This window comes from Cellulosimicrobium cellulans (genome assembly GCF_024124905.1).
Classification (GTDB): domain Bacteria; phylum Actinomycetota; class Actinomycetes; order Actinomycetales; family Cellulomonadaceae; genus Cellulosimicrobium; species Cellulosimicrobium cellulans_G.
On the sequence record NZ_JAMXST010000005.1, the window covers coordinates 13,749 to 33,504 of the forward strand.

General features: G+C 76.4%; 15 protein-coding genes. 10 read left to right on the plus strand and 5 right to left on the minus strand.

Annotated features, from left to right (window positions below; genetic code table 11):
• Positions 1–118: 118 nt before the first annotated feature.
• A complete protein-coding gene (locus NHH00_RS15255) occupies positions 119–613 on the plus strand; it encodes a DUF6174 domain-containing protein (RefSeq protein ID WP_253053798.1) in 495 nt (164 codons plus the stop codon).
• A 58-nt stretch (positions 614–671) separates the two neighbouring features.
• Here the strand turns inward: NHH00_RS15255 and NHH00_RS15260 are convergent, their stop codons facing one another.
• From NHH00_RS15260 to NHH00_RS15270, 3 genes are all read right to left on the minus strand, one after another.
• Complete coding sequence (locus tag NHH00_RS15260; protein ID WP_253054896.1) at positions 672–3,590, minus strand: FAD-binding and (Fe-S)-binding domain-containing protein; 2,919 nt, start codon at positions 3,588–3,590, stop codon at positions 672–674.
• Positions 3,591–4,382: 792 nt separating this feature from the next.
• Positions 4,383–6,485: a YhgE/Pip domain-containing protein gene (locus tag NHH00_RS15265; protein ID WP_253053800.1), complete on the minus strand. Its 2,103-nt coding sequence runs from the start codon at positions 6,483–6,485 to the stop codon at positions 4,383–4,385.
• Complete coding sequence (locus NHH00_RS15270) at positions 6,482–7,321, minus strand: hypothetical protein (RefSeq protein WP_253053802.1); 840 nt, start codon at positions 7,319–7,321, stop codon at positions 6,482–6,484. Before NHH00_RS15270 ends, NHH00_RS15265 begins: the two co-directional genes overlap by 4 nt.
• A gap of 115 nt (positions 7,322–7,436) precedes the next feature.
• Here NHH00_RS15270 and NHH00_RS15275 point away from each other — a divergent pair, with 115 nt between their 5' ends.
• Both NHH00_RS15275 and NHH00_RS15280 read left to right on the plus strand, forming a co-directional pair.
• On the plus strand, positions 7,437–8,138 hold the full coding sequence (locus NHH00_RS15275; RefSeq protein ID WP_253053804.1) for a TetR/AcrR family transcriptional regulator: 702 nt from the start codon (positions 7,437–7,439) through the stop codon (positions 8,136–8,138).
• A 60-nt stretch (positions 8,139–8,198) separates the two neighbouring features.
• Positions 8,199–9,242 carry an NAD-dependent epimerase/dehydratase family protein gene (locus tag NHH00_RS15280; protein ID WP_253053814.1) on the plus strand — a complete coding sequence of 348 codons (1,044 nt, stop codon included), beginning with the start codon at positions 8,199–8,201 and terminating at the stop codon, positions 9,240–9,242.
• A gap of 101 nt (positions 9,243–9,343) precedes the next feature.
• Here NHH00_RS15280 and NHH00_RS15285 read toward each other — a convergent pair whose 3' ends face one another.
• On the minus strand, positions 9,344–9,787 hold the full coding sequence (locus NHH00_RS15285; RefSeq protein ID WP_253053816.1) for an OsmC family peroxiredoxin: 444 nt from the start codon (positions 9,785–9,787) through the stop codon (positions 9,344–9,346).
• Positions 9,788–10,042: 255 nt separating this feature from the next.
• Here NHH00_RS15285 and pnuC point away from each other — a divergent pair, with 255 nt between their 5' ends.
• The 7 genes from pnuC to NHH00_RS15320 all read left to right on the plus strand — a co-directional run bounded on the left by pnuC (position 10,043) and on the right by NHH00_RS15320 (position 18,948).
• On the plus strand, positions 10,043–10,720 hold the full coding sequence (pnuC, locus tag NHH00_RS15290) for a nicotinamide riboside transporter PnuC (RefSeq protein ID WP_253053818.1): 678 nt from the start codon (positions 10,043–10,045) through the stop codon (positions 10,718–10,720).
• The gene (locus NHH00_RS15295) at positions 10,717–11,844 is read left to right on the plus strand and encodes an AAA family ATPase (protein WP_253053820.1); all 1,128 of its coding nucleotides are present in this window, start codon (positions 10,717–10,719) and stop codon (positions 11,842–11,844) included. The genes pnuC and NHH00_RS15295 overlap by 4 nt, the downstream gene beginning before the upstream one ends.
• Positions 11,845–11,926: 82 nt before the next feature.
• Positions 11,927–13,534, plus strand: a complete 1,608-nt coding sequence (locus tag NHH00_RS15300) for an AAA family ATPase (protein ID WP_253053822.1) — start codon at positions 11,927–11,929, stop codon at positions 13,532–13,534.
• Positions 13,531–14,796: a hypothetical protein gene (locus NHH00_RS15305; protein ID WP_253053823.1), complete on the plus strand. Its 1,266-nt coding sequence runs from the start codon at positions 13,531–13,533 to the stop codon at positions 14,794–14,796. Before NHH00_RS15300 ends, NHH00_RS15305 begins: the two co-directional genes overlap by 4 nt.
• A complete protein-coding gene (locus NHH00_RS15310) occupies positions 14,793–16,769 on the plus strand; it encodes a hypothetical protein (RefSeq protein ID WP_253053825.1) in 1,977 nt (658 codons plus the stop codon). Before NHH00_RS15305 ends, NHH00_RS15310 begins: the two co-directional genes overlap by 4 nt.
• Complete coding sequence (locus NHH00_RS15315) at positions 16,759–17,370, plus strand: hypothetical protein (RefSeq protein WP_253053827.1); 612 nt, start codon at positions 16,759–16,761, stop codon at positions 17,368–17,370. Before NHH00_RS15310 ends, NHH00_RS15315 begins: the two co-directional genes overlap by 11 nt.
• A gap of 21 nt (positions 17,371–17,391) precedes the next feature.
• Entirely contained in the window at positions 17,392–18,948 is a 1,557-nt protein-coding gene (locus NHH00_RS15320) for an AMP-dependent synthetase (protein ID WP_253053829.1), read from the plus strand.
• Between the two features lie 4 nt (positions 18,949–18,952).
• Here the strand turns inward: NHH00_RS15320 and NHH00_RS15325 are convergent, their stop codons facing one another.
• A complete protein-coding gene (locus NHH00_RS15325; RefSeq protein WP_253053831.1) occupies positions 18,953–19,687 on the minus strand; it encodes a hypothetical protein in 735 nt (244 codons plus the stop codon).
• Positions 19,688–19,756: the final 69 nt, after the last annotated feature.

Consider the following 19,756-nt stretch of genomic DNA (forward strand, 5'->3'; position numbering starts at 1 on the left):
AGCGCCGCCCGCGGTGGCGCTCCCCTGCCATGCTCACGCCGGGCCCCACGGACCGCACCTCGGTGCACGAACGTGCAGCGCAGGGAAAGACCGGGCCGGGTCGGCACACGAGCAGGGCATGGAGAAGACCTCGCGCCGCCGTGCTCGGCCGTCCTGGACGACGGCGGTGCTCGCCCTGGGCGCGCTCGTCGTCGCGCCGCTCGTGACCGCGTGCGCGCCCGCGAGCGCCGAGGGGCCCGTCGCCGGGCTCCCGGAGGCCCGGGACCGGTGGGCTGTGGCGGGGTACGACGACTACGAGTTCACGCTGACGTCGTCGTGCGGCGAGCGGAACCTCGTCGGGGACTTCGACGTCGAGGTCGCGGCCGGCGAGGTGGTCGCGGTCGCCGCGAGCCTCGCGCACCTGGAGATGACCCCCGAGTCCTACGTCGAGAGCGGCGGCCGCACGATCGACGGGTTCCTCGACCTCGTCGACGAGCGCCACGAGGACGTCATCGACGTCGCGTTCGACGACGAGCTGGGCTACCCGACGTCGCTCACGCTCGACCCGATGCCGCGCGCGATCGACGACGAGGAGTGCTACGCGATCACGGACGTGCACCCCGCGCGCGGCTGACGGCCGCCCACGCGGGCGGCCGAGCGCCGTCGGGCGACCTGGCCGCGCAGCGCGACGCTCAGAGCCGCTCGGCGAGCAGCTCGACGAGGGCCTTGCCCTGGACGCCGGCGAGGTCGTCGGCCTGGGTGCGGCACGAGAAGCCGTCCGCGAGGTACACGTCGCCCGGGGCGGCGTCGCGCAGCGCCGGGAGCAGCGCGTTCTCCGCGACGTCGACCGACGTCTCGTAGTGGCCCTTCTGCATGCCGAAGTTGCCCGCGAGGCCGCAGCACCCGGCGAGGACCTTGATCGTCGCGCCCGCGTCGCGCAGCAGGCGCTCGTCGGCGGCGAAGCCCATCACCGAGTGCTGGTGGCAGTGCGGCTGCACGACGGCCGTCACGTCCGACAGGTCGGGCACGCGCCACCCGGACTCGCGCCCGGGCGCGGTGTCCACGGACGTGAGGAGCTCGGCGAGCGTGCGCGTCGCGGCGGAGACCGCCCGGGCGCGCGGGTCGTCGGGGAACAGGTCGACGAGGTCGGAGCGCAGCACGGCCGTGCACGACGGCTCGAGCCCCAGGATCGGGATGCCGTTCACGGCGTACGGGCCGAGCACGGACAGCAGGTTCTCCAGGCGCTTGCGTGCGCCGTCGAGCTGGCCCGTGCTGATCCACGTGAGGCCGCAGCACGCCTGCTCGTCGGGGACGACGACGTCGTAGCCGGCCGCGGTGAGCACCTTCACGGCCGCCTGCGGCACCCCGGGCGACATGTTGTCGCTGAACGAGTCGGTCCACAGCACGACCTGGGGGCGCTCGTCGCGCAGGGGGTGGCCGGGCCGCTCGCCGATGCGCAGGCCGGGGACGCCCTGGGTCGCGCCGCCGCGCTTCCACCACGTGCGGAACGGCACCTCGGCGAACTCCGTCATCGAGCGGCGCGTGTCCATGCCGCCCGCCCACAGGACCGCCTTCGCGAGCGGCCGGAACCCGAGCAGCTTGTTCGCCAGGCGCGGCATGCCCGTGGCGAGGCGCGCCCAGATCGGCAGCCAGCCGAGCGAGTAGTGGTCGACGGGGCGCAGCTTGCCGCGGTACGTGCGGTACAGCACCTCGGACTTGTACTGCGCCATGTCGACGCCGGCGGGGCAGTCGCTCGAGCACGCCTTGCAGGACAGGCACAGGTCGAGCGAGTCGCGCACCTCGGGTGCCGCGAGGCCGCCGACGAGCGTGCCGTTGACCGCCTCCTGGAGCACGCGGGCGCGGGCGCGCGTGACGTCCTTCTCGTCCTTCGTCGCCTGGTACGACGGGCACATGAACCCGCCCGCGGCGCTGGTGTCGGCGCGGCACTTGCCCACGCCGACGCAGCGGTGCACGGCCTGGGTCATGTCGCCGTGGTCGTGCGCGAACGAGAAGCCCTGATAGCCGGCGCGGCGCGAGATCTTCGTGACCTTCGCGGGCGCGGCCGTGCTCGTGCCGGGTGTGCCCGGCGCGCCGACCGTCGACAGCAGCGGGTGCGCGTGCGGGCGGCGCAGGTCGTCGTCGATCGCGCTCGGGCGCACGACGACGCCCGGGTTCATCACGTCCTGCGGGTCGAACAGGGCCTTGAACCGCTCCATGAGGGCGATCGCCTCGGGGCTGTACATGACCGGGAGCAGCTCCGAGCGTGCGCGGCCGTCGCCGTGCTCGCCCGAGAGCGAGCCGCCGTACTTCGCGACGAGCTCGGCCGCCTCGAGCATGAACGTGCGCAGCACCGACCCCGACGCCTCGAGCGGGATGTCGATGCGCAGGTGCACGCAGCCGTCGCCGAAGTGCCCGTACGGCAGGCCGTCGACGCCGTAGCGCGCCATGAGCGCGTCGAGGTCGCGCAGGTAGTCGCCCAGCTTCTCCGGCGGGACGGCGGAGTCCTCCCAGCCCGGCCACGCCTGCTCGCCCGCGGGCGTGCGCCCGGCGAGCCCCGCGCCGTCGGCCCGGATCTGCCACATCTTGGTCGCCTCGGGGCCTGCGGGCAGGATCATCGTGGCCTCGCTGCCCGACGCCGCGACGATCGCCTCCGCGTTCGCCATCGCCTCCTCGGGGGTCGCGCCGCCGACCTCGACCATGAGCCAGCCGGCGCCCGGCGGCAGCGGCGGCACGGACGCGTCGCCCTTGGCGCGGCGCACGACGTCGACGAGCCGCGCGTCGAGGCCCTCGACCGCGAGCGGGTCGAGACCGAGGAAGGTCGGGACGTCGTCGGCCGCGGACGGCATGTCCGGGTAGCCAAGCACGACGAGCGTCGGCTTGGACGGCACCGGCACCAGCCGGACCGTGGCCTCGAGGATCGTCACGAGCGTGCCCTCGGTGCCGACGAGCGCCTTCGCGAGGTCCGACCCGTTCTCCGGCAGCAGGTGCTCCAGCGAGTAGCCCGACACCTGGCGCCCGAACCGCCCGAACTCCGTGCGGATCAGCGCGAGGTTCTCGCGGACGAGCTCCGCCAGGCCGGGGACCGCCGCGAACGTCGGGTCGCCCTTGCCGGCCGTGAAGCGGCGCCCGCGGCCGTCGACGACGTCGAGCGCGACGACGTTGTCGACCGTGCGCCCGTACGCGACCGCGTGCGGCCCGCACGCGTTGTTGCCGATCATGCCGCCGAGCGTCGCGCGGTTCTGCGTCGACGGGTCCGGGCCGAACCGCAGCCCGTGCGGCGCGGCCTCCTTCTGGAGAGCCGACATGACCACGCCCGGCTCGATGCGCGCCGTGCGCGCCTCCGGGTCCACGTCGAGCACGCGGTTCACGTGCCGCGTGAAGTCGAGGACCACGCCCGGGCCGATCGAGTTCCCCGCGACGGACGTGCCCGCGCCGCGCGCCGTGACCGGAACCTCGAGCTCGCGCAGCACGTCGAGCGCCGCGACGACGTCGTCCGCGTCCTGCGGGTACACCACGGCCTCGGGCACGACGCGGTAGTTCGACGCGTCCGTCGAGTACTCGGCCCGGCGGCGCGTGGAGGAGTCGACCCCGCCGCGCACGACCGTCCGCAGCGCCTCGGCGAGCGCCGTGCGGGCCGCGTCGGCCGCCCGTTCGGCCTCGCGGAGAGCGGCCGCGCGCTCCGCCTCCGGCGACGACGTCGCGCGGGAGCCGGACCGCCGCGAGCCGTTCCCGGGGTGCTGCGGGGCGGGGGTCGGGTTGGCGTCGATCTCAGCGGACACGTCGCGATTGTCGCACCCTCGCGCCCGAACCCCCGGAACCGTCCGCCCCCTGGCAGCCGCCCTGCCGAGGTAGAGCCCTGGTCGGTCGAGGTAGAGGCGTGGTCCGCCGACCTCGGGCCCTGGTCCGCCGAGGTAGAGGCGTGGTCCGCCGACGAAGAGGCGTGGTATGCCGACGTAAGTGTCCGGTCCGCCGACAGAGATGCCTGGTCGGGCGCGACGGCGCGTGGTCACCCGTCACGTCAGGGCTACCGGCCGGCATGGGCACCTGAAGCCCGACGGCGGCCGGCCGCCCGCCACGGCGGGTCGCCGCCCGAGGTGTGCGAACGACGCCGCGGGCGGGTCCGCCCAGGTGAGCGTGAGCGAAGACCACGGTGAGACGAAGTCGGGTCGGGGTGGGTGGTGGTGCCGCGTCGTGGTCGGGCCTGGCGGGAGCGACGCGAGGAACGAGCGGCGCGGATGGTAGACGCGGCACCACCACCCACCCCGACCACCCAGGGCGACCACACGCCGTCGGACATGACCACGGCTCTACCGCGCGTGACTACGGCTCTACCTCGCCCAACCAGGGCTCTACCTCGGCGGACCAGGGCTCTACCTCGGCGGACCGGGGCGCGGTCTCGTGGGTCAGAGGACGAGCTCTGGTTGGAGCTTCTTGATCGTCCAGACGCGCTGCTTGCGGGCGGCGATCGTGGTCAGGGCGAGGGCGGCGACCAGCACGACGACGAGGACCGTGACGTCGCGCGTCACCGTCGCCATGTTGCCGCCGTAGAGGAGCTGGCGCAGGCCCTCGACGGCGTACGTCATGGGCAGGAACTGGTGCATCGAGCGCAGCGGCTGCGGGATGGTCTGCCACGGGAACGTGCCGCCCGCGGTGACGAGCTGGACGAGCATGAGGACGAGCCCGAGGAACTGGCCCGCGGCGCCGAGCCAGACGTTGAGCGCCTGGAGGATCGCGACGAACGTCGCGGAGACGAGCACGAGGAACAGCGCGGTCCCGACGCCGTGCACGGGGTCGATGTCGAGCGCGAACTTGGTCACGGTGAACATGGCCGCGACCTGCACGACGCCGATCGCGGCCGGGGTGAGCCAGCCGCCCAGGGCGGTGGCGAGGCCGGACCGCCCGGCGGCGAGGGCCCGCGACGACAGCGGCCGCACGAGGAGGAACAGCACGTAGGCGCCGATCCAGGTCGCGAGCGACAGGAAGAACGGCGCGAGGCCGCCGCCGTACGTCCCGGCCGACGACAGCGCCTCGTTCTCGACGGACACCGGGTTCCCGATGGTCTCGGCGGTGTCCTGACGGGTCTGCTCGTCGAGGTCCGGCACCTGGCCGAGGCCCTCGGCGAGCCCGTCGCGGAGCTGCGTGACGCCGTCGACGAGCTCGCCCGACCCGTTGCGGAGCTGCGACGTCCCGTCCGCGAGCGAGGTCGCGCCGTCGGACACCTGGCGCGTGCCGTCGGCGAGCTGCGAGACGCCGTCCACGAGCTGCGGGGTCGCGGCGGCGAGCTGTCCCGTGCCGTCGGCGAGGCGGTCCGCGCCGTCCGCCGCGCTCGCGATGCCCGCCGTGAGCTGAGGCGTCGCGGCCGCGAGCCGGGCCGCGCCGTCGGACACCTGGCGCGAGCCGTCGGCGAGCTGGTCGAGCTTGCCGGACGCGGCGGTCACCTGGTCGACGGCACCCTGGACCTGCTCGCGCTGCTGGTCGAGCACGGGCGCGACCTGCGACCGCACCTGGTCGGCCGTCGCCTGGTCGAGGACGCCGTCGGCGACGAGCTGGTCGAGCTGCGCGTCGACGTCGCCGCGGATCGTGTCGAGCGTCGGGAGCACCTCGCCCGCGGCCGCGGCCGCCTGCTGCCCGTACTGCGCGACCTGCGCGTTCCCGTCCGCGACCTGCGCGGCGCCGTCGGCAAGCTGCTGGGTCTGGGCGGGCAGGGACGACGTCGCGCCCCGGAGCGTGCCGAGCCCGGACGCGAGCGCCTCCGCGCCGTCGTCGAGCTGCCCGACGGCGTCCGCGAGCGTCCCGGTGCTCGCGTCGAGACGCTCGGCGCCGTCGGCGGCCTGGCCCGCGCCGTCGGCGAGGGTGTGCGCGCCGTCGTCCGCCGTGACGAGGCCGTCGCGGAGCTGCGTCGCGCCGTCGAGGAGCTGGTCCGCACCGTCCACGGCGTCGGCGAGGTTGGTGTGGATGGACGCGAAGCCGCGCAGGAACGTGTCGGCCGCCTCCGTGCCCACCTGTTCCGCGATCGAGTCGCGCACCTTGCCGACGATCTGGTCCGCGATCGTGCGCGCAAGGTAGTTGTTCGCGTCGTTGGTGATGAGCGTGAGGCTCGCCTGCTGGGGCTCGAACTCTCCCGCGGACGCGAGGTCGGCGGAGAACGTGGGGCCGATGACGAGCGCGGCGTCGTACCGCCCCGACCGCACGCCGTACTCGGCGTCCACCTGGCTCGTCTCGACCCAGCCGAAGCCGCCGTCGTCGAGGAGCTGGTCGGCGACGTCGCGGCCGAAGTGGCGCTCCGTCGTCGCCCCGGTCTGGGCGTCGGTGGTCGTCGTGCCCTCGTCGAGCACGACGAGGGCGGCGGGGATCTGGTCGAGCTTGTCGTACGGGTCGTGGTTCGCGAACAGGTACAGCCCGGCGTAGAGCGTCGGGATGAGCGCCATCGCGAGGATGGCGAGGCGCGGCAGCGTACCGGCGGCGAGGCGCCGGAGCTCGGACAGCCCGAGCCGGATCGCGGTCATCGGCCCTCCTCGGGGTCGTTCTCGGCGGCGGCGCGCTCGTCGAACCCGGGATCGTTCCTCAGGTCGTCGCCAGCCTGGGGAGCGATCCCGGGTTCGGCGGCGTCCGGGGGGTCGACCGGGGCCGGGTCAGGGGCGGGGGGCGGGGTCGGGCGCGTGCGCAGGACGACGACGGGCGGCTCGTGGATCGACGCGCCGCGGGCCGGGGGCAGGTCGACGCCGAGGTCGCGGGCCGAGGCGCGCGTGCACTGCACGAGCACGCCGTAGCCCGCGGCGGCGAGGGACTGCGCGACCTCCCACCAGCCCGACGGCTCGCCGCCGTGGCGGTCCGGGAGGGTGAGCACGAGGAAGCGGACGTCGGGGTCCTCGGCCGCGAGCGCCGCGAGGAGCGCGGTGCGCACGACGCCGGGGACCTGGTCGAGGCGCCGGGAGCGGTCGGCGGTGAGCGAGTGGTCGGCGAGCCAGCGCGTCACGTCGGAGGGCAGCGAGCGGCGGCCGGCGAGCGCGAGGCCCTCGGCGACGACGTCGGCCACGGTGAGCGCGTCGTCGGGCTCGCTGATGCCGGGGACGTCGACGACGGCGGTCACGTCGCGCAGGGTGGCGGCGGCGCCGCGGGACGAGCGCCCGCTGCGACGCGACGGCGTGCTCGCGGGCTGGAGCCGGACCTCGCCCGCGGACGGGTCGAACCGTCCCGTGGCGACGAGGGCGAGGGCGGTGTGCCCGTGCCCGGGCTCGCCCGCGACGAGCACGCTCTCGCCCGTGGACCAGGCGAGGTCCATGGGCTCGAGCATCGGCTCGCGCCGCCCGTCGACGCGGACGTCCGTCAGCGTGATCTGCATCCCGGCTCTTCCTTCTCGTGGGTCCCCGGTCCTCACCGAGGACGCCGTTGACTCGCGGTCAACAACGCTACGCCTCTTGTTGACTCGCGGTCAACAACGGCGTACAACGGAGGTCATGCCCCGCACGCCCGCCCCCTCTCCCGCTGCCCCGGCCGACGCGGCGAGCCCGCCACCCGGTGCGCGCCGCCGCCGCGAGCCCGCCGACCGTCGCCGCGAGCTGCTCGACGCCGCCGCGCGGCAGGCCGACGAGCACGGCCTGGAGTCCCTCACCCCCGCGGTCGTGGCCGCGCGGTCGGGAGCGTCCAAGGCGCTCGTCTTCCACTACTTCGGGTCCACCGCCGGACTGCGCCGGGCCGTCGCGCTCGAGGCCGTGGCGGGGCTCGAGGCGGCGACCGTCGCACCGGACGATCGTCCCCTCGCCGAGCGTCCGGCGCTCGCCGTCGGGTCGTTCCTCGACGCGGTCGAGGCCCGGCGCCTCGTCTGGCAGGACCTGTGGCGCGGCGCGCTCGCCGAGGACGACGCGACGCAGGAGGCGCTCGCGCGCGTCCGCGAGGGACTCGTCGCCCGGCTGACCACCACGGTCTCCGCGACGTCCGGCGCGCCGCTCACGTCACCACGCCTCCGGCTGATCGCCGCGGGCTGGGTCGCGCTCGTCGAGAACGTCACCGCGGCGTGGCTCGGCGGGAGCGACCTGTCCCGCGCGGAGATCGAGCGGCTCGTCCTGGCGAGCGCGGTCGTCCTCGTGCCCGAGCTCCCCGAGCCCGCGCGCGGAGCCGTCCTCGCCATCGCCCGGGCGAACTCGGGCGCGGCGGGCTAGCGTCGGGAGAGCGCCCGCCACACGGACACAGGGCGGGCGGACGAGGTCGGGAGGCAGCGCATGCGCGTGGTGGTCGTCGGGGCGAGCGGGAACGTCGGCACGGCGGTGCTGCGTCGGCTCGCGGCCGAACCCGTCGTGACGTCCCTCGTCGCGGTCGCGCGGCGCGTGCCGCGCGCCGACGGGTCGAGCACCGTGCGCGCCCCGCACGACGCGGCGACGTGGCGGTACGCGGACGTCGCCGCCGCCGACGCGGACGAGCGGCTCGACGCCGCGCTGGCGGGAGCGGACGTCGTCGTGCACCTCGCGTGGGCGGTCCAGCCGAGCCACGACCGCAAGCGCCTGCGCCGCGTCAACGTCGAGGGCACGCGCCGCGTCGTCGAGGCGGCGCAGCGGGCCGGCGTCGCGCACCTCGTCGTCGCGTCGTCCGTCGGCGCCTACTCGCCCGCCCCGTACGCGGGCGACGCGCGCGACACGCCGGTCAACGAGGGCTGGCCCGTCGAGGGGATCCCCGGCTCGTCGTACTCCGAGGACAAGGCGGCCGTCGAGACGCTGCTCGACGACCTCGACCGCCGGAGCGGGATCGTCGTCTCGCGCGTGCGCTCGGCGCTGATGTTCCAGCGCGACGCCGCCTCCGAGATCGCGCGGTACTTCCTCGGCCCGCTCGGCACGCGCGCGCTCCGCCGCTCCCCCCTGCCCGCCGTCCCCCTACCCGAGGGGCTGCGCCTCCAGGTGGTGCACGCCGAGGACGCGGCCGAGGCGTACGCGCGCATCGTGGTCGGCCGGCACCCCGGGCCGTTCAACGTCGCCCACCCCACGGTGCTGACGCCGCAGGACGTGGCGGACGTCGTCGCCGACGGCTCGCTGCGCACCGTCCCCTACGGGACGGCCCGGACCGCCGTCGCGGCCGCGTGGCGGGCGCGCCTGGCCCCGGTGGGCGAGGGCTGGCTCGACATGGCGATGCGCGTCCCCGTGCTGGACACGAGCCTCGCCGGGGAGCTCCTGCGGTGGCACCCGGTCCACGGCGCGCAGGACACGCTCGCCGAGCTCGTCGACGGGATCCGTGACGGCGCCGGGACCTCGACCCCGCCGCTCCTCCCCCGCTGAAGTCACCCGGGCTGCGCGCCCGCGCGCCGAGCACGACATGAGGGTCGCTATCCCACGGATAGCGACCCTCATGTCGTGCTCGGCGCGCGGGCGCGCGGGCGTCAGCTCTCGAGAGCGGCGTCCAGCGTGATCGTGGGGACGCCCGCGAGCGCCTTCGACACGGGGCAGGTCGCCTTGGCCGCCTCGGCCGCCTGCTGGAACCCGGCCTCGTCGATGCCCTCGACCTCGCCGCGGACCGTGAGCGCGATCGTCGGGATCTGGAAGCCGCCCGCGGGGTCCGGCGCGAGCGTGACCTCGGCGGTCACCTCGAGCGAGACGGGCGTCGCGCCGGCCTCGCCGAGCAGCGCCGAGAACTGCATGGCGTAGCAGGACGAGTGCGCGGCGGCGATGAGCTCCTCGGGGCTCGTGACGCCGCCCGCGTCGTCCGCGGCGCGGCGCGGGAACGAGACGTCGTACGTGCCGACCTTCGAGCTCGACAGCTCGACCTGGCCCTGACCGTCCTGCAGGCCACCGTTCCAGGCGGTACGAGCGATACGCGTGGGCATACGAGATCTCCTTCGACGTCGGGGTACCCGGGAGGGACCCGGGCTCGTCCCGACCGTAACGCCCCGCGGGCCCACCTGCCCCCGAGCGCGGCACACGTCACAGTGCCGCGAGATCGGCAGTCCCGGTCAAGATCGGCGATCGCAGTCGAGATCGGCGATCGCAGTCGCCGATCTCGACCGCAGGTGCCGAGGTCGCGGTGCCGCCGCACGAGCACCGCCCGGGCTCTGGGGGGCGCGCCCGTAGAGTGTGCGCCCGTGAGCGTCGAGGAGATCCTGGGGTTCGTCACGGGCGCCGCGTGCGTGTGGCTCGCGGTGCGGCAGAACGTGTGGACGTTCCCCGTCGGGCTGGCCAACAACGTGGTGTTCCTCGTGCTGTTCACCGGCGCGGGCCTGTACGCGAACGCGGGGCTGCAGGTCGTGTACCTCGTGCTCGGCGCGCTCGGCTGGTACTGGTGGCTGCGTGGCGGCGCCGACCGGGGACGCCTCGTGGTGCACCGGACGCCGCGCGCGGCGTGGGTGGTCGGGCTGGTCGCCGCCGCGGCGACCACGGCCGCGCTCGTCGCCGTCCTCACGACCTGGACCGACTCCGCGGTGCCGTTCTGGGACGCGCTGACGACGTCGTCGAGCCTGCTCGCGCAGACGATGCTCGGGCGCAAGTGGATCGGGAACTGGTGGGTCTGGATCGCGACGGACGTCGTGCTCGTCGGGCTCTACGCGAGCCAGGGCCTGTGGCTCACCGCCGCGCTCTACGTCGGGTTCGTGGCGCTGTGCGTGCAGGGCCTGCGGGAGTGGTCCGCCGCCCTGCGCACGCCGCGCGCCGGGGCGCCCACGGACGACGGCGCGGGCGACGGCGCGGGCGACGGCGCGGGCCTCGCCGAGCCCGGAGCCGTCGGGCCGGCCCCCGTGCCCGACGACGCGGAGCCGGCCCGGTGACGCGGCTCGCCCACGGCCTCGTCATCGGCAAGTTCTACCCGCCGCACGCCGGGCACGTGCACCTCGTCCGCACCGCGCTCGCGCGCTGCGAGCGCGTCACCGTGCAGGTGCTCGCCTCGACGAGCGAGTCGATCCCCGCCGAGACCCGGGCGGCGTGGCTGCGCGCCGAGGTCCCGGGCGCCCGCGTCGTCCACGGGCTCGACGACGCCCCCGTCGACTACGCCGACCCCCACGCGTGGGACGAGCACGTGAAGGTCATGCGGTCGCTGCTCGACCCCGACGACCCGCCCGTCGACGCGGTGCTCACCTCCGACCGGTACGGCGTCGAGCTCGCGCGACGCTTCGACGCCACGTGGGTCCAGGTGGACCCCGACCGCCGGCACCTGCCCGTGTCCGGGTCCGCGGTCCGCGCCGACCCCGCGGCACACTGGTGGGCGCTGCCCGCGCCGGTCCGGTCCTGGTACGTGCGGCGCGTCGTCGTGCTCGGCGCCGAGTCCACCGGCTCGACGACGCTCGCCGCCGACCTCGCCGCCCACCTCGGGCTCGACCCCGTGCTGGAGTTCGGGCGCGAGTGGTCCGAGGTCCGGCCCGGCGGCCTCGCCGCGCCGTGGCACACCGCCGAGTTCGACCTCGTCGCGCGCGAGCAGGCCCGGCGCGAGGACGACGCCGCCGCCGTGTCGCCCGTCCCGCTCCTCGTGTGCGACACCGACGTGCTCGCCACGACCCTGTGGCACGAGCGCTACGTGGGGCACCGCTCCCCGAGCGTCGAGGCGCTCGCCGCCGCCCGGCGCCCCGACCTCTACGTCCTCACGGGCGACGAGATCCCGTTCGTCCAGGACGGCCTGCGCGACGGCGAGCACGTGCGGCACGCGATGCAGAACCGGTTCCGCGAGGTCCTCGCCGCGACCGGCCCGCGCCTGGCGGACCCGGCCGACGTGGTGCGCCACCTCGGCCCCGCCGAGCTGCCGACGCCGGACGGTGCCCGCCCCGGCGTCCCGTGGTTCGAGGTGAGCGGCGACCGGGCGAGCCGGCTCGCCCAGGCGCTGGCCGCCGTCGGGCCGCTGCTCGCCACCCCGCGCCACGTCGCCGACCCGCTCCCCCAGGCCGGCACCGACGCCTTCTGATCCCCGGCCCCGCCCCGGCGAGCCCCACGGACCCGGCACGGACGTCCCCACGACCCGCGGACGACGGTGGCAGGATCGGCCCGTGACCGATCTCGAGCACGTGTCCTCCGCGCCGACCCGGCCGCAGCCCGCGGGGCAGGCCGACGGGCGCAACCCGTTCGCCCTGGGCGTCGACGACCTGTTCGGCACGCCCGTCGCCGGGGCCGGCCCCGACGACGGCGCGGCCCGGGGCGGGCTGCCGCTCGACGAGAAGCTGCGCCAGGCGTACTTCTGGGTCGTCAACCACGCGATCATCAGCCCGCACTACGACGTCGAGTTCGCGGCGCCCGGCGCGCGGGAGACGAGCTTCCGCCTCGGCGACTCGAAGGCGCTCCTCACGCTGCCGAGCGACCAGTCGTACTCGAGCTTCGTGCTGCTGCCGCTCCTGACGTTCGCCGTGCGCGGGCGGTGCCTCATGATCGGCGGGCCGGGCCGCGGGAAGACCGCGAGCGCCGTGCTCATGGGCGTCCTCGCCGGCTACCCGGTGCGCGACGTGCGCCGCGCGATGCAGCACGGGCACCCGCAGCTCACGGTGTCGGACCTGTTCGGCACGCCGCTCCCCAAGGATCTGGTGCAGGCGGACAGCCTCGCGGACGTGGACGTCGCGTGGCGGTCGTGGCTGGGCATGCGCGTGAAGATCGTCGACGAGTACAACCGCATCCCGACGCGCACGCAGTCGGCGCTGCTCACGGTGCTCGCGGACGGGTACGTCGAGGTGTACGACCAGGTGTACGAGACGGGCGATGCCGCCTGGTACCTCACGGCGAACGACGACGCGGGCGGCGGCACGTACCAGGTGGTCGACGCGCTGCGAGACCGCATCGACGTCGTCGTGCACGCGCTGCCGTTCAACAACCGCTTCCTCGGCGACCTCGTGGCCCGGGCCGAGCGGCGCGTGCGCCCGGAGGAGAACGTGCCGCCGGAGATCGTGTTCGACGCCGCCGAGCACGACACGCTGCACGCCGCGATCCTCGCCGTCCCGTTCCCGGAGCCGGTGCGCCGTCGCCTCGAGTTCTTCGCGAGCCAGCTCGAGGTGCTGGAGCGCGCGGGGTGGCAGTTCGAGTACCGGACGAAGGACACGGCGCGCGTCGCGGGCGTGGACCCGCACCTCGTGGCGACGGCGGACACGGGCCGCGACCGCCTGGGCGACGTGGGGGCGCAGACCCTCAACGGCCTGTCGGTGCGCGCGCTGCAGTCGCTCGTCGCGTACGCGAAGGCGATGGCGTACTTCCGCGGGGACGCCGAGGTGGAGCTCGCCGACCTGCGCGCGGTGCTCCCGTTCGTGCTGCACGACAAGCTGCTCCCCGACCTGCAGTCGGCCCCGTTCGACGACCGCGAGCGCGAGCCGCTGCGCTCGGACCGCGTGTCGTGGATTCGCGACCTCTTCGACACGGCGTGCCGCCAGTACGACGCCGCCGGCCTCGACGACCAGGACGACGTCGGGGCGGTCCTCGCGGACGTCGCGGCCGGGTTCGAGGGGCTGCCCGAGGCGGAGGTGCTGCGCCGGCTCGCCCGGATCGAGCACGTGCTCGCGTCGTGGGAGAAGCACGCCAAGCTGCACGGCCACGTGTACGAGGACGCGCTCGCGCTCAAGTACGCCCACCAGCGGTACACGAACTACCTCACCTGGCTGCGCTGGAGCGGCGCGTGACGCTGCCCGACGGCGGCCGCCCGCCGTCGGCCGAGGACGCGGGTCCCGGGGTCCGCCCGACGTTCGCCGCCCGCGCCCTCGCGGAGCGCGCGCGGTACGACGCCGTCCTCGCGCGGGCCCTCGCGCACGGCGCGGACCGCGACGGCCTGGCCGACGCGGTGCGGGAGGTGGCCGCGGCCGCGGACCCGCTCGCCCGGCAGCTCGGTGCGGACGCGTTCGCGGCGACGTGCGACGCGCTCGTCGACGCGCTCGCGCGGCTCGCCGCCGCGCGTCGCTGGCGTCCTGGCGCACCGGAGCGACGTGCGCTCCTCGACGTCGTCCCGCGGCTCGCGCCGTGGCTCGCCCTCGCCCCCGCGGCCACGGTCGCGGCCGTCGTGGACGCCGCGCGCGCCGTCGGCGGCGGGCCCGGCTCGCGCGGCGACGTGACGGCGTGGGCGGAACGCGTGGTCGCCGCCGCCGCGGCGTCACCCGCCGCGGGGCAGGACGTACCGACGGCGGGCACGGTCCGGGGCGCGGTGCTCGTCGCGGCGTGGCGCAGCGGGCTCGTGCGCTACCGGGACGCGGCGCTCGACGCCGCGCGGTCGCTCCCGGAGCCGGTCGCGCGGGCCGCGCTCTCGCTCCCTGCGTCCGGGGCGGGCGGGGCTTCCGGGCCGGTCGGGACGGTCGACGCCGCGGACCTGCGGGCCGTGCTCGACCGCCACGCCGCGGACCCGTGGTGGTGGCCCGCCGTCGGGCCGGGCGACGAGCCCGCCAGGGCACGGTGGGTCCTGCTCCCGGGCGCTCCCGGGCCCGCCCAGGTCCTGGGTCGCTTCGGCGGCTTCCGCGGGTTCGGCGGGCCGTGGCTGTCGCCCGCGCTGGTGGTCGGCACCGACGCGCGTCACCCCGGCCTGCGCTGGGTGCTGCTCTCGACCGGCGACGGCGTGCCGGCCGCCGTGGGCGCCGCGGCGGACGCCGCGACCGTCGGCGCCGAGACGGTGGAGTGGACGCTCGTCGCGGACGTCCACGGCGCGTTCGTCGCGCGCGCCCCGGGCGCCGGCGACCACGCCGCGGGCGCGGTCACGCCGCCCCGCGCCGACGTCGACGACCAGGGCCTCCACGGGTCGGACCACGGTCCCGCCGGACGACGCGCGCCCGGCCCGGCGCCCGACGCGGCCCTGACCGACGTCAGCGGCGCCGCGGTGGTCGAGACGCCGTCAGGCCGGCTCGCGCTGCTGAGCCGGACCGGCTCGTACGACGTCCTCCTCGTGCGGTGGCCCCGGTGAGCGTGCCGACGCCGGAACCCGTCGGGGCGCTGCCCGACGAGCGACCTCGCGCCGACCTCGGGGCGCTGCGTCAGCGGTGGCAGGCCGCGTGGCCCGAGGCGCTCGCGGCCTGGGGCCGGTTCACGCGCCTCGGCGCCCCGACGCTGCACGGACCCGGCACCGTCCCGGAGGGGGTCGGGTCGTTCGCGTGGTTCTCGACGACCCGCGTGAGCGTGCACGTGGACCTCGCCGAGGTCGTGGCGCTGGGGATCGAGGACCACGCGGTCGCGGTCCTCGCGCACGAGGTGGGTCACCACGTGCTCTCCCCCGGCGACCTCACGACGAGCGCGCTCCTCGTCGCGCGCACGCGCGCCGGGCTCGTGGACCAGGACCAGCTCGCGCCGCTCACCGCGAACCTGTGGAGCGACCTGCTCGTCAACGACCGGCTGCAGCGCCGCGCCGGGATCGACCTCGCCGGTCTGTGGCGCGCGCTCGGGCCGGGGACGAGCGTGGTCATGCAGACCGTGCTGCGCGCGGACGAGATCCTGTGGGGCCTGCCGCGCGGCGACCTCACCGCGTCCGACGTCCCGGTGGCCGAGCGCGAGGCGGCGCTCGTCGCGCGGCTCGTGCGGGCCTACGCCGACGACCCCGTCGGCGGCGCCGCGGGGTTCGCCACGCTGCTGCGCACGCTGCTCGCGACCGAGGCGGGGACGCTGGCCACCGCGCAGGACCCCCGCCGCCGGGCCCGGCCCGAGCGCGGCGACCGCGAGGTCCGCCGGCGGCACCTCCAGCGGCGGCGGTCCACGCTGCCCCAGGTCGTCTGCGGGCAGGACGAGGTGGCCGGGGCGGTGCCCGGCGGGCTCGCGACGGACCCGCGCGCCGTCGAGCCGGTGCGGCACCCCGCGCTCGACCCGCGCGTCGTCGGGGACCTCGGGCTGGGCGCGGAGGAAGACCCCGTGACGGACGCCGCGCACCACGCGCCCGGGACGGACGGCGAGGGCGCGCACGACGCGACCGGCCAGGCCCTCGCGCCGGCGGACTACGACGCGACGCTCCGGCTGCTCGGGCTCACGACGGACGCTGCGGCGTCCGCCCGGCGCTGGTACCGCGAGCACGCCGCGCCCCTGCTCGTCCCGTTCCCCGTGCGCGAGCACGTGCGCGCCACCGAGCCGCTGCTCGGCGCGCACGAGCAGTGGGACGTGGGCGACGAGCTGGGCGACGTGGACTGGACCGGGACGCTGCTGCGCTCGCCCGTCGTCGTGCCGGGGTTCACGACCGTGCGCCGGTCGGTCGACGAGGACGCGGGCGACGAGCCCGACCGCGTCCCCGTCGACCTCGACCTCTACCTCGACTCGTCCGGCTCGATGCCGGACCCGACGCGACGCGTCGCGCCGATCGCGCTCGCCGGGGCCGTCCTCGCGCTCTCGGCCCTGCGTGCGGGTGCCCGCGTGCAGGCCACGACGTGGAGCGGGCCGCAGCAGGTCGCCGGGACGGACGGGTTCGTGCGCGACGAGGACCGCGTGCTCGACGCGGTCGTCGCGCACTTCGGCGGCTCGACGTCGTTCCCGGTCCCGCTCCTGGAGCGCACGCACCTCGGCGACCCGGTCACCGGTGCCCCGCCGACGCGCACCCGCCCGTGCCACGTCGCCGTCATCTCCGACGACGGCGTCGTGTCGATGTTCGACGACGTCGTCCGGCTCCGCTGGGGTGCGCGCCCCGACACGGAGCTCGTGGCGCCCCACGAGGGCACCGCGGCGCGCGCCGTCGCGGCCGCCGGGGGCGGGGGCACGCTCGTGCTGGACGTCTCGGCGAAGGGTGCCGAGACGGTGCGGGACTACGCGGTGGGCTACCGGGTCCACGCCGTGCAGACCCAGGACGACCTCGTCGCGTTCGCCCGCGCCTTCGCACGCGAGCTGTGGGGCGCCTCGACCGGCGCTCCGCCAGGCGTCCCGACAGCGGGCGGCCGACCGGAAGGAGCCCGCCGTGACCGATGACCCCGCCCGCCCGACGGTGGAGGGCCCCGCGCTCGCCGACGTCGTGCACCGCCTGGCCGACACGCCCCCGGACGTGCTGGACCACCCCGTGGTCGCGGCCGCCGCGCTCGTCGGCGACACCGCGGACCTGCTCGCCGGGTCCGGCGCGGTCGGCGTGCTGCGCGGCCCGCAGCGCGCCGCCGTCGAGGCGCTGTGCACGCACGCCCCGTACGCGGCGCTCGCCGGGACGGTCTGCTGGCTGCTGCGCGACGAGCGCCTGCTCGCCACGCCCGCGTCCCGGGCCGCCGCGACGCCGGGCGCGCTCGTCCGGGTCGTCGAGCAGACCGTGCCCGCCCTCGCCCTGCTCCGGACGCCGGACGAGTGGCTGCACGCGCCGACGGCGCGCGAGGAGCTGGCCCGCGCCGTGCTGCGCGAGCTCGGGCTGCGGCCCGCGGGCGAGAGCCCCGAGGTGGCCGCGGACCGGTGGGCGGCCGTGAGCACGGCCGAGCAGCGCCGGATCGCCCGCGAGATGGCGCAGGAGGCGCGCCGCGCCGAGCAGCTCGCACGCGAGCTCGCGGAGAAGCGCGCCAAGGAGGCCGCCGCGCAGTACGCGAACTACTAGCGAAGCTCCTGACGAGGACTCATGACGACACCCGACGACGCCCCCGACCTCACGCTCGACGAGTACGCCCCGGGCTCCGCGGTCGCGCTCACCGACGCCGAGCGCTGGCCCACGCTCGACGACGCGGGCCGGGCCGCGCTCGACGCGGTGCGGGACCACCCCGCCGCGCCCGCCTGGGTCCACGTCACGGGCGACCGGCTGCGCCCCGACGACCTGCCCGTGCTCGACGAGGTCGCGGCCCGCCTCGCCGCGGGCCGTGCCGACACCCGTCCCGGCACCCGCGTCGAGGCCGCCGACGACACCCGTCCCGGCACCCGCGCCGAGGGCCCGGCCGCGCCCTCCGGCGTCGCGGCCGCGCCCTCCGCCCCGCCCGCATGGGTGGGCGCCCTCGTCGACCGGGCGCACGCCGTCGTGCCGCGGTACCGCCGGGCGCGCGACCGCGGGGAGAGCCGGGCCGGGTCACCGCTCACCGCGGTCCCGCCTGTCACGCGCGACGACCTGCGGCACGACGTGGCGTCGTTCGTGCCGGTGGACGTGCCGCTCGGCCGCGTGCTCGAGGGCACGAGCTCCGGCAGCACGGGCGCGGCGGTCCGCGTCCCGCTGCACCCCGTGGCCGTCGCGGCGGACCTCGTGCTCCTGCAGCACCTCGTCGCGAGCACGGGCGCGGACTGGGAGCCCGCGCCCGGCCGCCTGGGCCTGATGAACCTGGTGGACCAGCGCGAGGCGTTCACGTACGCGTCGGCGATGACCGGGTTCCGGCGCGGCCCCGGCGTCGCCGCACCGACCATGGCGCGCGTCAACCTCGACCCCGGCGCGTGGACGCGCCCGGGCGACCGTGCGGCGTTCCTCGCGGCGCAGGACCCGCAGGTGGTGTCGAGCTCGCCGCTGCCGCTGCTCGCGCTCGCCCGGCTCGCGCACGAGGGACTCGCCCTGCACCCGGTCGCGCTCGTCAGCGGGGCCGCGCACCTGTCGGGCGTCGCCCGCGCACGCCTGCACGCCACGTGGGACGTGCCCGTCGTCGACCTCTACGGGCTGCGCGAGACGGGCGCGGTCGCGGCCCGCACGGACGGGGGGCCGTTCGTCGTCGTCGGGGGCCGACGCGTCTGGGTCGAGATCCTCGACGACGACGGCGTGCCCGTCCCCGACGGCGGCCTCGGCGAGGTCGTCGTCACGGTCGACGAGAACCCGTACCTGCCGCTGCTGCGCTACCGCACCGGCGATCGCGCGCGGATCGTGCGGCGCGGTGACCAGGTCGAGCTGCACGACCTGGAGGGCCGGTCGCCCGTGCGCTACCTGCGGCCCGACGGCGCCTGGGTGCCGTCGGTCGACGCCGCCCAGCACCTCCAGGCCCACGGCATGGCCGCGTGGCAGCTCCACCAGGCGGCTGACGGGAGCGTGGTGCTCGACGTCGTCCCCGACGCGCCCGGTGACGCCGGGGCCAGGGCCGCGCGCGCCGCGGGGGACGCCGTCGGGCACCTGCTGGGACGCCGCGTCGCCGTGCGCGAGGTGAGCCCCGCCCGGCTCGGGGCGGGCCGGGCGCGTCGCTGGTCGAGCGACGTGCCCGGCGGGGCCGCCTGACGCCTCAGCCGAGCTGGCCGACCGGGCGGTAGACGACCGAGGACGCCTTGTTGTCGAACGTGCCCAGCGTCGCGCAGTGCGGCGTGCAGTTCTTCTTCGCGCCCGCGTAGCTGTACGAGTCGTACAGGGTCACCCAGCAGCCCGCGTAGGTCGTGGCGGAGCTGACGACGTTGTTCATGAGCAGGTTCGCGAGGTTCGGGAACCCGTAGGTGGACCCGCCGTAGCAGCCGTTGGTGCCGGAGCCGTAGAGCACCTTCGACGCGCCCTTGTAGTTGGCGTCCCGCCACAGCACGCCCAGGACGAGCGAGCTCGCCGCCGCGGTGGTCGCGCGCGCCGTCGTGCCGAGACCCGACCCGGCCACCGCCGACGCGTTGAGCTCGGCGACGAGCCCCTCGACCTCGGCGGGTGTCGCGTCGGCGAGGCGCGCCGCGGCGACGTCGCCGCCCGAGGCGAACTCCAGCGCCTCCTCGAGCGAGTCGAAGCACACCTCGGGCGCCGGCGGGAGCGTGGCGGGGTCCTGGCCGGGCAGGAGGGGCTGGGCCTGCACCGCGCAGCTCTCCCCGCTGGAGACCTGCGCGTCGGAGGCGGCGTCGGCGGTCGGGTCGGTCGTGGCCGTCCGGTCCCACGTCACGACGCGCAGGTCGGGCTCGGACGCCAGGGCAGGAGAGGCGACCGCGGCGGTCGCGACGACGCCGGCGACGAGCGCGGCGGACAGGACCCGGAGCGAGGATCTGGTCATGGTTCTCCTTCTGCGTGGGCCACGCCCCCGGGTTTCGCACCCCCGTGGACCTGACGCGGGAAGGGGACT

Coding starts and splice junctions, on each gene's coding strand:
- NHH00_RS15285 (WP_253053816.1), bottom strand. CDS start 9,787: ATGCCCACGCGTATCGCTCGTACCGCCTGGAACGGTGGCCTGCAGGAC.
- NHH00_RS15320 (WP_253053829.1), top strand. CDS start 17,392: ATGACGACACCCGACGACGCCCCCGACCTCACGCTCGACGAGTACGCC.
- NHH00_RS15270 (WP_253053802.1), bottom strand. CDS start 7,321: ATGCAGATCACGCTGACGGACGTCCGCGTCGACGGGCGGCGCGAGCCG.
- NHH00_RS15255 (WP_253053798.1), top strand. CDS start 119: ATGGAGAAGACCTCGCGCCGCCGTGCTCGGCCGTCCTGGACGACGGCG.
- NHH00_RS15280 (WP_253053814.1), top strand. CDS start 8,199: ATGCGCGTGGTGGTCGTCGGGGCGAGCGGGAACGTCGGCACGGCGGTG.
- NHH00_RS15325 (WP_253053831.1), bottom strand. CDS start 19,687: ATGACCAGATCCTCGCTCCGGGTCCTGTCCGCCGCGCTCGTCGCCGGC.
- NHH00_RS15275 (WP_253053804.1), top strand. CDS start 7,437: ATGCCCCGCACGCCCGCCCCCTCTCCCGCTGCCCCGGCCGACGCGGCG.
- NHH00_RS15265 (WP_253053800.1), bottom strand. CDS start 6,485: ATGACCGCGATCCGGCTCGGGCTGTCCGAGCTCCGGCGCCTCGCCGCC.